Source organism: Halobaculum sp. MBLA0147, from assembly GCF_041361345.1.
In the GTDB taxonomy this organism is placed as follows: domain Archaea; phylum Halobacteriota; class Halobacteria; order Halobacteriales; family Haloferacaceae; genus JAHENP01.
Genome location: NZ_JBGKAD010000005.1, coordinates 16514 through 28900, shown reverse-complemented (window position 1 = coordinate 28900; position 12387 = coordinate 16514). Strand labels below are relative to the sequence as shown.

The following is a 12387-nucleotide window of genomic DNA, read 5'->3' as shown; positions in this document are numbered from 1 at the left end:
CTTCCACCGTATTAAACTTCTCAAAGTCGGAACACATGCCTGTAGCACTCGTCTCCACTATGCAATTGGAGTCAAATGGGACCGGGTTCTGTCTGCCCCCGTGAGTGCGACTGTTGTACAATACTAAGAAACCAATATAGCCTCAGCCATTGTGCTGTCACATATGGCACAGGCGATTGCGGTGGTTGACGCGTCACTCGGAGATACACCAGCAGAACGGAATCTGACGAGAGAGATCGACACACGGACGGACGTATACAAAGCAAGTGAAGGACGGATACCGCCGTCACCAACAGCGTCGAAGTGGGACTACAGCGGTATCGTGATTAGCGGGTCACAGACGGCTGTTTACGACGATGCAGACTGGATCCACGAGTTAACTGAATGGTTCCGACAGGTTCACCGGAGCGGTGTCCCGACTCTTGGTATCTGTTGGGGGCACCAGTTCATCGCACAAGCACTCGGTGGGCGCGTCGTAGACATGGGTCAGTACGAGATCGGCTATCAGCCTGTTCGACGTCTTGGCACAGATCCACTATTTGACGATATCCCACAGTCATTTACTGCCTTCCAGACACATTCGGACCGGGTCGCCGAACTCCCGTGTGGCGCGGTCGAGCTGGCACACAACGATTACGGTATCCAAGCGTTCCGTGTCGATCACTCATACGGTGTTCAATTTCACCCAGAGTACGACCGACAGACCGCCGAGTGGGTTGTTGAGGGCAAAGACTTCTCACAGGACCGGATTCAAGCGCTACAAGAGGAAATCACCGAGGCGGCCGTAGATGAAGCTGCAGTTGCCGCACGTGTATTCGACAACTTCGTCTCACTGACAGAGACCCACCAGCCAACTCGCCAGTCATGTCCCACCTGCTAGCTACAGATCAATCCAACTTGTTGAGTTCACGTTACTGATAGTACTCATGTACTCCGTCCACCCGCAGTTGTACGTGGTATATATGCATCACCGACGGGGGCGACTGACCGATCACAGCTGTTCCGAATGACATTTGCCGAGCCCGCCCGGGAGCAGGCGTGATGTCGCTTCGATGTGGAACTGTGTATAGTGGACAATTTTATCAGTTTAGACGCCATCATCATAGATATGAGCATACAGGGATGGTGGGTGCAATGAGTGGACTCACGCCGATGGAACTCCGTGCAGACGTGCCAGCGCTTAGCGAGGAAGCATACTTTAATTACGGCGCCCACGGGCCAAGCCCACGATATGTTGTCGAGCGGGCAGAGTCATTTCTTGCCGATCATGAGTTTACTGTACCGGCAGCGAGCGACCCGTATCAGCACGCGTTCGACACATACGACGAGGTGCGCGAGCGGGTGGCCCGGTTCATAAACGCTGCACCCGCGGAGATCGCGCTAACAGAATCAACGACTGCCGGAATCAACGCGGTCGCAGACGGTATCTCCTGGGAGGATGGGGATGTGGTCGTCAGGACCGATCTTGAACACCCTGCCGGAACACTCCCATGGCGACGGTTAGAGCGTGCGGGTGTCGAGGTTAGAACTGTCCCAACAGAAGGTGGACGCATTAACCGTGATGCGTTTGCTGATGCAGTTGCAGACGCGAAGCTAGCGTGTTTCAGTGCGATCACGTGGACCCATGGTACTCAGCTTCCCGTCACTGAGTTGGTCAAGATCACACATGATGCAGGCGCGCTCGCGCTCGTCGACGCAGTACAGGTCCCTGGACAGGCCGAGTCGGATGTCGACGTGTGGGACGCGGATGCGGTCGCGGCAGCCGGTCATAAGTGGCTTCTTGGGCTGTGGGGTGGCGGGTTCCTCTATGTTGATCATGCAGTGGCAGACGAACTCGCACCCAGACGGGTGGGCTACCGAAGCGTCAACGACGCAAGCGGTTCATCGGTGTCGTTCGCGCCGGGCGCCGAACGGTTTGAGGTGGGATCAGCGAACCCCGCACCACACGTTGCGTTGTCAGAGGCAATGGACACGATCCGTGAAGTTGGAATCACCACGATTCGCGACCGAATTACCGCACTAACCGAACGGTTCACCGATGCGGTGCCGGACAAGCAACTGCTGACGCCAACGCCGGCGGAGTCCGGGCTCGTCACGATCGACGTGCCAGACCCACAGGCGACTGTCGAACGGCTTGGGGGCGCTGGAATCACCATCAGATCGCTATCGGACCCCGACGCTGTCCGAGCATCGATTCACGCTGTTAATACAGCAACTGAGGTAGATCGGCTTGCGCGGGAACTTGATAAGTCGACACCGACCGATCGGTAGGGTGCCCATTATCGGCGGTCTTGTCCAGTTGTTCACGAAACGCACAAGCCTTTTGACGCCACGAGATATACGCTCTGGTATGGCCAATTCAATTGACGACTACCTCCAAGAGGACCTAGAGTGCGAAGGACTGCTGGAGTGTTTCTACGGGTTGAAGGAACTTGACCGCGTTGTCTTTGACGAGTTGGCGTCAGCCGAAGAAGCATTAACCGTTGACGAAATCGCGGAGCGAATTGATCGAGAACGCTCAACTGCATACCGATCAGTGCGGCGGCTTGTTGACACCGGGTTTGTGGAACGCGAACAAATCAACTACGATCAGGGAGGCTATTACCACGTGTTCACGCTGACTAACCCTGACGAAGTCGCAGATGAGTTGAACCGGATGCTTAACGACTGGTACGCGCAGGTAGGACAGTTAATCAACAGGTATCGTGATGAATTCGATGAACCACCGGTGGTCGCGAACAGCTGACTGATATCGCGAATCATAGAAGCTGTTGATCGGCTATCGTCAACTGCTATCTTGGGTTTCTGTGACCTGTACAGGAATCGCTGCTAGTGATGATGGACGGTAAGATCTGATACCTCCCGATATCAAACTTTTCCATTTAGCCTGCAAGAGTATTGGGCATTTAGCCTGCAATTGTTGCCGGTAGTCGGGTTTTCAGGTGCTTGTGGGAGTATTGTCATATATGGAAAAGAACGTAGGCGGTTCCGACGGAACAGTACGAGTACTTGTGGGCGCAGTGGCCGGTGCATTATCGCTAGCCATACTGACACAGACGGTGGCATTGCCGGCGGTAGTGTCGCCAATCCTGGGTGTGCTGGCACTCGTATTGTTGGTGACTGGGACTGTGAACGTTTGCCCGCTGTATAATGTCCTTGGCATCGGTACGCGCGGGAACAGACGCTGACTGCAAGTCGGCTAGGTGGAGTCGTGAAGTACCTCGGGAGTAAGCCCCGAGGCTTCTTCCCATAGAGAGGGTAGGTTCGTGAACAGCCTCGGGTCAAGCCCAGAGTACTCGTCTTGCTCACGTGTAAAATTGGGTTAGTAACAGACGGTTGGCTTAATCATAGAATAGTCGGTGCAAATCAGTCTCCGGCTTTCGTGGCACGTGCATGTGATCCGCTTCGATTTACCGTGTCAAAAAGAACTTAATAAAGCGAGGAACCGGACGAACACCACTATTCCCAATAGTGTTTGTACAGCAAGGCTCACCGAGAAGCTCTGTCCAGATATCTAGAAGGGGCCAGCGACGGGCAGGGGAATAAAAACCGGCGGACAGGCAAATTGGTGACGGAGAATCTTGGCTACAAGTCTTTCACCGACTGAGTCAGTCGCCAGTTGCCGTGGGTGCAGCTCCGCGCTCGCTTTCGCGGGACCGCCAGACACCCTGGAGGTATGCACCAAGGAACATCCCGGCGAGCGCCCACAGGATTGTAATGTTCCCCACGCCCAAACTCGCGTATGCTGCACCCGGACAGATCCCCGACAGTCCCCAACCGACGCCGAAGACGATGCCGCCGACAGCGACGTTGCGATCCATCGACTTCAGTCGACGACCGTACGTGTCGCCAGTCAGCGGGGCGCGATCGCGGAGTCTGGGGACGATGAAGAAGAACAAGCTTGACACGACCGCCGCACCGCCCATCACGAACACCAGTCCGAGGTCGTCAAACTGGAGGAAGTCAAGCACGACCTCTGGGCGTGCCATCCCGCTGTATGCGAGTCCGAATCCCTCGATCAGCCCGCCAAGGACAATCAGCGGGTAGAATAGCGGGTGACGGTCGCTCACGGTGTTACCCCCAGTGCAGCGACGACGGCAGCGGTTGCAATCGCGACCCCGACGAACAAGATGACGTTGAGGATCGAGGTCTGTGATCCCGAGCCGAGTCCACAGACACCGTGGCCGGCTGTGCAACCTTTCCCGATCCGAGTGCCGATTCCGACGAGAGTTCCACCAACGAACAGCCGCCAGGGCTGGACCTCAGTGAGGAACGGACCGGGATCTAATATTAGTCCCCACAGTGCTGCGCCCGCGACGATACTGACAGCAAACACGACTCGCCAGTCACGCGATTCAACGAACCGACTCTGTTGGAACCGTGACTGGTCGGAGACATACGACAGCGTCGTCTCTAGAAACGTGCTGTTACCGGGGGAGATGGCCGTCGCAACATAGATCACACCGATCCCTGTTGCCACTAACAACCCACCAACGGCATATCGACTAATGCCGCGTGGGAACAACACATCAAAGCCGCCGAGTTGCGCAAGGACGCTCGTCACCACGGTTCCATCGTCCTCCCTGTGTGCGTCACCTGCATGTGACTCGTCTTTGTTCCTGCGTTGCAATAAGCCTTCACATCCACAACGCTCTCAATGCATCACAGTCCAGATATCCGGTCTCTGAGCCTCTGATGCCCCATATATGGAATGCAGCCCGATAAGAACGGATGCTAGATGGTGAGAAACCCACAATACAGTCGACAAAGTTATATTACCGCCCGAATAACAACCGGGTGGATGAGTTCGACTGTCGACGCGACAGAGACGCTTGACGTACAGGGTCAGAACTGCCCGATGCCGGTGATCAAGACCAAACAAGCGGTCGACCAATTGAGCACGGATGAGGTATTAGAGGTGCTCGCGACTGACCCCGGGAGCATGAGCGACATCGCGGGGTGGGCAGACTCTGCCGACGAGTTCGAACTAGTGGACCAGAACGAGGACGGCGATATCTACCGCCACTACATCCGGCGGACAGCCTGATATGAGTACCGACACTCCGAGCGGGCCGAGCGACGGACCAACTCGGGCGGAGTTGGCTGCCCGCGTCGCTGAGTTGGAGGATGAGCTGGCAGAACTCGAGGAGGATATCGCCGCCGCTCAGACACAAGATAAGATGGTGATTGTCGCCACGCAAGGCACTCTCGATATGGCGTACCCGCCATTGATTCTCGCGTCAACAGCCGCGGCGTTCGGCTATGATGTGACCGTGTTCCACACGTTCTGGGGACTAGAGATCCTCCACGAGGACCACGCAAGCGACCTATCGATGTCAGCGGTCGGCAATCCTAACCTTTCGGTGCCTAACGCCGTCGCGGCGTTGCCCGGGATGGACGCCGTGACGAGCCGGATGATGCGCCAGAAGATCGACGATGAGAATGTCGCTAGCATCGAAGAGCTGATTGAGACCTCGTTGGACGCTGGCGTCGATTTACAGGCGTGTCAGATGACGATGGACCTGTTCGACTACGACGAGACAGAGTTCTTCGATGGTGTCACGACGGGTGTAGGTGCCGCAACCGCGTTCCAAGAGATGGCTAACGCAGACGTGCAACTTCTCGTCTGAGTCTCCACGACACGGTCTTCCTAGAAGTAGTTAGTCGCGAGGCGGCGGCTCAGTCTGTTGCACCCTCAGCAGTTGTCGGATAATAGTACACGGTTATCCGTACTCTCAAGATTGGGGTACTAGTTGAGAATTGATTTCGCACCCCGCGTCACGCGCGTGACAGGATCAACCTAGAAGCACAATATGCGGGGCAACACCGCTGTCGCTTCCTGAATAACAACCCGATAACTTATGAGAGGGTACCCATCAGACACGGGAATATAGTATTGTGGGTTTGGTCCAACACTGTTATAGGCACCCGCGACAACTATCGGATATGCAGCGAACTAACAATACTACGGCAGCGATCGAACGGGGTACCGATGCTGGGTGTTGAGTCAGCCGCGGTAACGCAGGCAGGTGTTGTCATCGGTGCAGTGCTTATCGAGGCGTTGGTGTTGTACCTCGGCTATGGCGCCTTGGAACGGGTCATCGGTCCCTGGCTGGCACGCACATTGGAGGGCCAGTGATATGGAGCTGCTCGGTGTTGCGGTGAGTCTGCTCGGCACGTTTGCTGGGTTTGGGCTCCTTGTTGGACTTTTGTTCGGCTTCTTTGGGATGGGTGGATCGTTCCTTGTCACACCCGCGCTGCTCGTGATGGGGTACGAGACGGATGTAGCAGTCGCCTCCGGACTAGCGTTCGTGTTCGGAACGTCTGTGATCGCGACGCTGAAGCACCGCGATCTTGGGCAGGTCGACTACAAACTGGGCGTCTCAATGATCGTCGGCACCACTGCCGGAATCGAGGTGGGGAAGATCGGCCTCCACTGGCTCCAGCGAATTGGACTTGCTAATGTAATCGTCAACGTGTCGTACATCGGCCTTCTTGGCGGAATCGGAGCCTTCGTCACGTACCGCGCGCTCGGTGAGGGTAGCGGCGGGTTTGGTCCCAGCGAGGACGCCGACTCGTCCGACGACAGAGAGCTCCCACCGGTCGCACAGAAGATTCAGTCGTATCAAGTACCACCGATGCTAGAGTTACGTGGCGGAGTCGTCGTCTCACTGTGGATGGTCTTGTTCGTCGCGTTCGCGACCGGACTTTTATCAGGGTTCCTCGGCGTTGGCGGCGGCTTCATCAGGATGCCGGCATTATTCTATCTCGTCGGTGTCCCGGTACCAGTCGCTGTCGGGACAGATCTGTTCGAAATCGTGTTTTCTGGCGGGATCGGGAGCTTCCTTTACGCACTCGACGGAGCAGTTGACCTCACGATTGTCGTCCCACTGCTGAGCGGGTCAGCGCTGGGCGCGCGGCTAGGTGCAGCCGCAACGAGCGTCGTTGAGGAGGACGATATTCAGGTGTACTTCGGGGTAATGTTATTGCTCGGTGCTATTGCGGTCGCGATTCGGCAGGTTGGTGGTGTAGTCGACGCCCCCGTGTTGGACACAGTCGCGCTCGTTGTTATCGTCGGAGCAGCACTGCTTGTCAGCGGAGCGATCGTTGTCAATTCCGTCCGCGAACTCCGCACAGGCGAGCGGACAGACACGACACGGGCCGCCGACTAAACAGCTCGTCGTACCACATTAGTCAGTTCAACTACTCAACACTTCACTGGCTCATTTACTTAGAAGTTTAGTCATCCTACAAAAAGCGACAGAAATTGAACGTGAGCTAGTCGCCTGCCATCGACTCCTGGCTTGCAGCGCAGTTGTTCGGGCCAAGTTCAAGCCGGAAGGCTTCTTGATCGTCCACTGTCTGTTTGCCGAGATTAGTTGCGATAATGTCCTCGTAGTTTGCTGGACGGGGCGGCATGTCAGCCAATACTGTCTCGACGAACTCGCCTTTCTCGTACGTCAGTGCGTCCATCTCCTCGACGAGTTGGCCGAGCGGTGCGGTGTAGCTCCCGTCGGCAGCCGGTTCTGCGGCGTCGCTGACGTGTGCACCTCCGATCAACACGTCGTCGTCAAGTGACAGGATACGCTCTTGGAGAGTCTCATACAGTTGTCGAGCTGCGTCAGGCGCCCCCTCGTCCCCTTCTTCAAGATCCGGGCGAGCAACACTCTCAATGAACAGTCCGTCACCTGTCGCCAGCAGCGAGTCACCGACGAGATACGAGGTCATCCCAGAAGTGTGACCCGGCGTGTGCACTGTCTCGATTTCAACATTGCCGATAGAGAACGTGTCGCCGTCAGCGGCGGTCGACACCTCCTCATCGTAAGTGACGCCTCGTGGGACGGCCTCAGCAGGAATCACACCCACACTTGTCTCATTCAGATCACGGACACCACTGACGTGGTCTGCGTGCACGTGTGTGTCCAGCGCGTACACAAGCTCTGCATCCAGCGCTGCGGCATCATCCACGTACCGATCGGTGAACGACCGCAACGGGTCGATCACCGCTGCCTCCCCATCGGAAACAACGAGGTAGCCGAGACAGCCTGAGGAGGGACGGTGGTACTGATAGACTGCTCCAGGACCATCATAGTCTTCGATTTTGATACGCTCGTATATTCGTGCCCATGCCTCCATCCCCCCGTCCAGATGGACGACATCTCGGCCAGCCTCGATCAACTCACCAGCAACGTACTCACTCGCGCCGCCTTTCGCACACAAGACTACCAACGGGTCACCGACCGGTACCCGATCAAGGAGTGCCTCGTCAACCTCCTCGCCGAGGAACTCGTAATAGGGAACGTTCTCGATCTCGACGTTTGGACCGTCTACGTGCCACTCTTGGAAGTCAGAATCGTTCCGTGTGTCGAGAACGGCCACGCTATCGCCGTCGGTAATCGACTGTCTGAGTTCGGACGCCGCGGTCGACGGAACGTCGACATCCGGCGTCGGAAAGTCGTCTGGGTTCATCTCCACCGACACGTGGGGCCGGGAGGTAGTTAAGAATTGTGGGTGAATTACAATACTAGTGGAAACAGATGCAGACCAGAAGGCCGTGCCAAAGTACACTACTCAATGGCGAGAAGTGGCAATAGGCTGCGTGAAATGGGGTGGTCCCCCGGTCACTGTAGTGTGGTAATTGCTCATTCCTACACTCATGAGAGTAGTAGGAGATCTGTTGCATCTGATGCTACACAGGACGGCATACACGCAGTAGGCACCTTCCCCTGCCTCAGTCCAAGAGGCAGTCACGTACCCGCCACGCGCGTCGTGATCAGCGTCGTCACGGCAAGCACTGGGATTGTGAGGATGGCGCCAGTGATGACGATGAACGGGGCTGTTGACGCGACAGGGTAAGCCAACACACCGACCGCTAAATCGACGATCGATACGAGTATTCCGTACGCGACTGACGCGAACGTTACCACGACTGCGAATACGGGCACCGCGACTGCCAACGGTGACTGGCCTGCTCCATTCTCGTCTGGTGATCCAACATCGTCGTTCGCCTCCGGCGTACTCATATAGAATTGTATTATCTCCACACATTTCAACCCGTCTTCTTGCTGTGGCTGTGTCGTTGTTGACTCTTTTGCTGCCACTACTGCCTCGCAGTATTGCTGTTAGAAATTCACCATTCTCTGTTTATTAGGGCTCTGAGTGCACCCGATAACACGAAGTCAGACGACGGTCAGAGAGACTGGACTCTCAACCACAGAAAAAGTCGGCGGGACTGCTCGCGCTCACGAGGCTGCTCCACGTCTTCACGAAGGTTAGAGCGGGGTTCTATGCTGTTGGCCCGGTGCAACTTTTCGGCGGTAACAAGCTCTATGCGCAAAACCGATGGCTGTCGCAATGTCACGAATAGGCCATCGGAACGGCCGCCGTCTCGTGCGACTTCGGCTGGTGTGCGTAGCTAGCTATTCTCGTCGCGTCACCGGTCAGTCAGACGACGGAGTTGTGCTAGGAGGCTGGTGCACTGATCACAGTTCGCGCACGAGACGACCGAGCAGTCGAGCGAGTCACCACACCGGGGACACTGGCGTGTCTCGGCCGACTCGAAGTCGTATCCACAAGTGGGGCACTTCACGTGTTCATCACCCCAAGTACAGCGGCAACGATGCTACCAACGCCGAACGCAACGACCCACGAACCAACCCATGTCGTGAGCGCGGTCTTCCAACCCCGTTCTTCGAGAATCATTCCCATCGAAAGGATACACGGGACAAAGAGGGTGATGACAAGGAGTCCAACGAACGTCTGTGTATTCGACAAAGCAAGGTCGGTCATTCCGGCGGCAGCGAAATCACGTCGAATCAGCCCCACCACAAGGATCCGACCGAACTCTCTCGGCAATCCGAGTACGCTGGTCAGCGGCTGGAATCCGTCGACGATCATATCCAACGCGCCGAGATAGGTCCCTCCAGAAACGACTACCGCCGTGGCCCCGAATAGCCGCCCGGCCTCCAAGAGAAACCGACGTGTCCGGTGGGCAGTTTTCCGAACGATATTGCGCGGCTGTGGCACACGGACTGGCGGGAGTTCCGTCAGTAACGGCTCCCGTTCGCCCGGAAGCACCCGGTCTAAGAACATTCCCACGACACCAAGCACGGTCAGCAGAATCAATAGGTACGCAGCCCACCACTGGAGTCCGAGCCCAGCCAGCAGTCCCACGATCACGCCGATCTGAGCGGAACAGGGGACGCCAAGACCTAACAATGCGGTTGCAATGATCCGGTCTCGGCGTGAGCCGACCATCCGTGTGGTAACGACCGCCATTGTCACACAGCCCACCCCGATGATTAGCGGAACGACGGCGCGCCCATTGAGTCCTACCCGACCGAGCCCACGGTCGGCCAACACTGCGAGTCGCGGCAACACACCAGAGTCTTCAAGCGCTCCGATTACTAGATAGAAACTAGCAACTAATGGCAAGAGGACGCCGACCACGTACTGAACGGTAGTGGTCACCAATCCGAGTTCCTCGTTAATCAGGATGAACCGCGTTGGTTCGCCCCACGTGGTTTGCGGGACGAGCGTTTTGACAGTGGTTGTAACATTCGGAATATAGTACTGGGTGAATATGCTCTCTGTGAAGCCAACGAACGTCTGTGCCACGCCGACACCGATCACGTAGAAGATTGCCACCAGCAGTCCCACCGCAATCGGTGTCCCTGTCGCCGGCCGAACCAGCAGCCTATCGATGATTTCTGCAAGTCGCCTGTCGCCAGTAGTCGTCTGGCACACATCTTTCACGAGAGATTCCACGCGATCCCGACGGTGTCTGTACACTGTCTCACGCATCGCAGCGGAACTACCACCGCCTCTGACCGATAGTTCCTGTTGGACATCCTGCGCGGTTTGCTCGTCGCCCTCGAGTAACAACACTCGCTTGGCGCGGGACGCCGCCACGTCGTCTGGGAGTTTAGATTCGTAGCGTTCAATCGGAGTCGACTCGGGAGCGGCAGCTTCGGGAATCCGTTCGCGTAGGTCCTCAATTCCAGCGCCAGTAATGGCGACAGTCGGGACGACCGGTACACCAAGCCGCGTTTCGAGCGCAGCGACATCGATGTCAATTCCGTCTGCCTCCGCCTCGTCGAACAGATTCAGCGCAACCACTGTCGGAATTCCCATATCGAGCAACTGCAACGTCAGGAAGAGGTCACGATTGAGTTGAGTGGCATCAACAACGTTGATCACTATGTCTGTTGAGAGGGCAACCTCACGCGTGATCCGTTCTTCCTCGTTGAATGAGGAAATCCCGTGGACACCGGGTGTATCAATCAGTCGGTAGTCGTCGGTAGCTGCTGTCGTCGTCTCAATGGTGGTCCCTGCATAGTTCGAGACATCAGCGTACGCCGTCGCGAGTTCGCTGAACACGACGCTTTTACCGACGTTTGGGCAGCCGACCAATGCGACAGTTGTGGACGCCGCTTCAACACCGTTGGTCATCGCTGCTGGTGTTCGGCCCGCTCGATCTCGATTCGGTCCGCGAGGCCAGCCCCGATTGCTAACTGTGTCCCGCTTCGACGAACGATAGTTGGTCCGCCACGAAGTTGACGACGACACTCAACAACTCCGTCATGGAGTCCAAGTCGACGCAGTCGTGCCTTGATTTCCTCGTCTGGGACTGTGACGAGTTCGAACTGCTCATTCTGACGGACGTCTCCCAGTGCCAGCGTCATTTTAGGCCTGCCTAAAGCATATGCAGCAAATAAACCGCCGGGGATTGCAGGGTGCCGGGAACCACCTGCGAGTGCGCCATCGGTCTTCGTTACTGGATCGAAGGTCGGTTGTCGTCCCTGATTAGCCGGAAAGTCGGTCGCAGTCTGTCAGACTGGTCGCCACACACCGGTCATCACAGGGCCGTGAGAGGTGCTCGTCAAGTCCATTGAATTGATCTGGGGAGACAACGCTGGCGACCCAGAAGGCGTCATCGTCGGTGAATGAGAGGCCAGCAGTTGTCTCAAAGAACTGCTGAACGAGACACCGACGCCAGACGAGGCGGCGGGCAATTTGTTCACCCCTGTCAGTTAATTTCGTACCGGTGTACGGTTCGTGACGCGCCAGTCCAGCGTCATCGAATCGCTTGACTGTCTCTGTAACGGTCGCCGGGTCCACACCGAGCCGGTCGGCCAACTCGCCGTTTCGAACTGGGGTCCCGTCAGCCAACGTCGCAATGAACAACCGACAGACGTGTCGTCCCTCGCCTGGACTCAGGTGGCTGTCGGTCATCATACCACTCCTCTCAGGTATACTATTATTTAGTAAGCCAACCGAGTGTTGGCCATCGCTTCCCATAGTGAAGCCCCAGCCGTGTGGTCATTTAAGCTTATGAGCGTCTCCAATCGACTTGGAAGCGGCCGGTGCCCGCTCTCTGGCTAGCCC

Annotated in this window: 15 protein-coding genes; 8 read left to right on the top strand and 7 right to left on the bottom strand. The window is 56.7% G+C overall.

Annotated features, from left to right (window positions below; all coding sequences use genetic code 11):
* Positions 1 to 163 precede the first annotated feature (163 nt).
* The 4 genes from RYH80_RS19005 to RYH80_RS18990 all read left to right on the top strand — a co-directional run bounded on the left by RYH80_RS19005 (position 164) and on the right by RYH80_RS18990 (position 3188).
* Positions 164 to 880 (top strand): type 1 glutamine amidotransferase, encoded by a 717-nt coding sequence (locus tag RYH80_RS19005; protein ID WP_370905671.1) that lies wholly within the window; start codon positions 164 to 166, stop codon positions 878 to 880.
* A gap of 254 nt (positions 881 to 1134) precedes the next feature.
* Positions 1135 to 2271 (top strand): aminotransferase class V-fold PLP-dependent enzyme, encoded by a 1137-nt coding sequence (locus RYH80_RS19000; RefSeq protein WP_370905670.1) that lies wholly within the window; start codon positions 1135 to 1137, stop codon positions 2269 to 2271.
* Between the two features lie 79 nt (positions 2272 to 2350).
* A complete protein-coding gene (locus RYH80_RS18995; protein ID WP_370905669.1) occupies positions 2351 to 2746 on the top strand; it encodes a helix-turn-helix domain-containing protein in 396 nt (131 codons plus the stop codon).
* Positions 2747 to 2966: 220 nt separating this feature from the next.
* The gene (locus RYH80_RS18990) at positions 2967 to 3188 is read left to right on the top strand and encodes a YgaP family membrane protein (RefSeq protein WP_370905668.1); all 222 of its coding nucleotides are present in this window, start codon (positions 2967 to 2969) and stop codon (positions 3186 to 3188) included.
* A gap of 420 nt (positions 3189 to 3608) precedes the next feature.
* On the opposite strand, the gene RYH80_RS18985 is transcribed toward RYH80_RS18990, so the two are convergent.
* Positions 3609 to 4070, bottom strand: coding sequence for a DUF6691 family protein (locus RYH80_RS18985; protein WP_370905667.1), 462 nt, complete (start codon positions 4068 to 4070; stop codon positions 3609 to 3611).
* Entirely contained in the window at positions 4067 to 4564 is a 498-nt protein-coding gene (locus tag RYH80_RS18980) for a YeeE/YedE family protein (protein WP_370905857.1), read from the bottom strand. Before RYH80_RS18980 ends, RYH80_RS18985 begins: the two co-directional genes overlap by 4 nt.
* A 237-nt stretch (positions 4565 to 4801) precedes the next feature.
* On the opposite strand from RYH80_RS18980, the gene RYH80_RS18975 reads away from it, so the two are divergent.
* The 4 genes from RYH80_RS18975 (at position 4802) to RYH80_RS18965 (ending at position 7172) form a co-directional block, all read left to right on the top strand.
* Positions 4802 to 5047 (top strand): sulfurtransferase TusA family protein, encoded by a 246-nt coding sequence (locus RYH80_RS18975; RefSeq protein ID WP_370905666.1) that lies wholly within the window; start codon positions 4802 to 4804, stop codon positions 5045 to 5047.
* Position 5048: 1 nt separating this feature from the next.
* The gene (locus tag RYH80_RS18970; protein WP_370905665.1) at positions 5049 to 5630 is read left to right on the top strand and encodes a DsrE/DsrF/DrsH-like family protein; all 582 of its coding nucleotides are present in this window, start codon (positions 5049 to 5051) and stop codon (positions 5628 to 5630) included.
* A 362-nt stretch (positions 5631 to 5992) separates the two neighbouring features.
* The gene (locus RYH80_RS20180) at positions 5993 to 6139 is read left to right on the top strand and encodes a DUF7512 family protein (protein ID WP_489753337.1); all 147 of its coding nucleotides are present in this window, start codon (positions 5993 to 5995) and stop codon (positions 6137 to 6139) included.
* Position 6140: 1 nt separating this feature from the next.
* Positions 6141 to 7172: a sulfite exporter TauE/SafE family protein gene (locus RYH80_RS18965; protein ID WP_370905664.1), complete on the top strand. Its 1032-nt coding sequence runs from the start codon at positions 6141 to 6143 to the stop codon at positions 7170 to 7172.
* Positions 7173 to 7278: 106 nt separating this feature from the next.
* Here RYH80_RS18965 and RYH80_RS18960 read toward each other — a convergent pair whose 3' ends face one another.
* From RYH80_RS18960 to RYH80_RS18940, 5 genes are all read right to left on the bottom strand, one after another.
* A complete protein-coding gene (locus RYH80_RS18960) occupies positions 7279 to 8469 on the bottom strand; it encodes an MBL fold metallo-hydrolase (protein WP_370905855.1) in 1191 nt (396 codons plus the stop codon).
* A 278-nt stretch (positions 8470 to 8747) separates the two neighbouring features.
* The gene (locus RYH80_RS18955) at positions 8748 to 9101 is read right to left on the bottom strand and encodes a hypothetical protein (protein WP_370905663.1); all 354 of its coding nucleotides are present in this window, start codon (positions 9099 to 9101) and stop codon (positions 8748 to 8750) included.
* Between the two features lie 484 nt (positions 9102 to 9585).
* Positions 9586 to 11451, bottom strand: a complete 1866-nt coding sequence (gene feoB / locus RYH80_RS18950; protein ID WP_370905662.1) for a ferrous iron transport protein B — start codon at positions 11449 to 11451, stop codon at positions 9586 to 9588.
* On the bottom strand, positions 11448 to 11684 hold the full coding sequence (locus tag RYH80_RS18945; protein ID WP_370905661.1) for a FeoA family protein: 237 nt from the start codon (positions 11682 to 11684) through the stop codon (positions 11448 to 11450). Before RYH80_RS18945 ends, feoB begins: the two co-directional genes overlap by 4 nt.
* 121 nt (positions 11685 to 11805) lie before the next feature.
* Positions 11806 to 12237: a metal-dependent transcriptional regulator gene (locus RYH80_RS18940; protein ID WP_370905660.1), complete on the bottom strand. Its 432-nt coding sequence runs from the start codon at positions 12235 to 12237 to the stop codon at positions 11806 to 11808.
* Between the last annotated feature and the right edge of the window lie 150 nt (positions 12238 to 12387).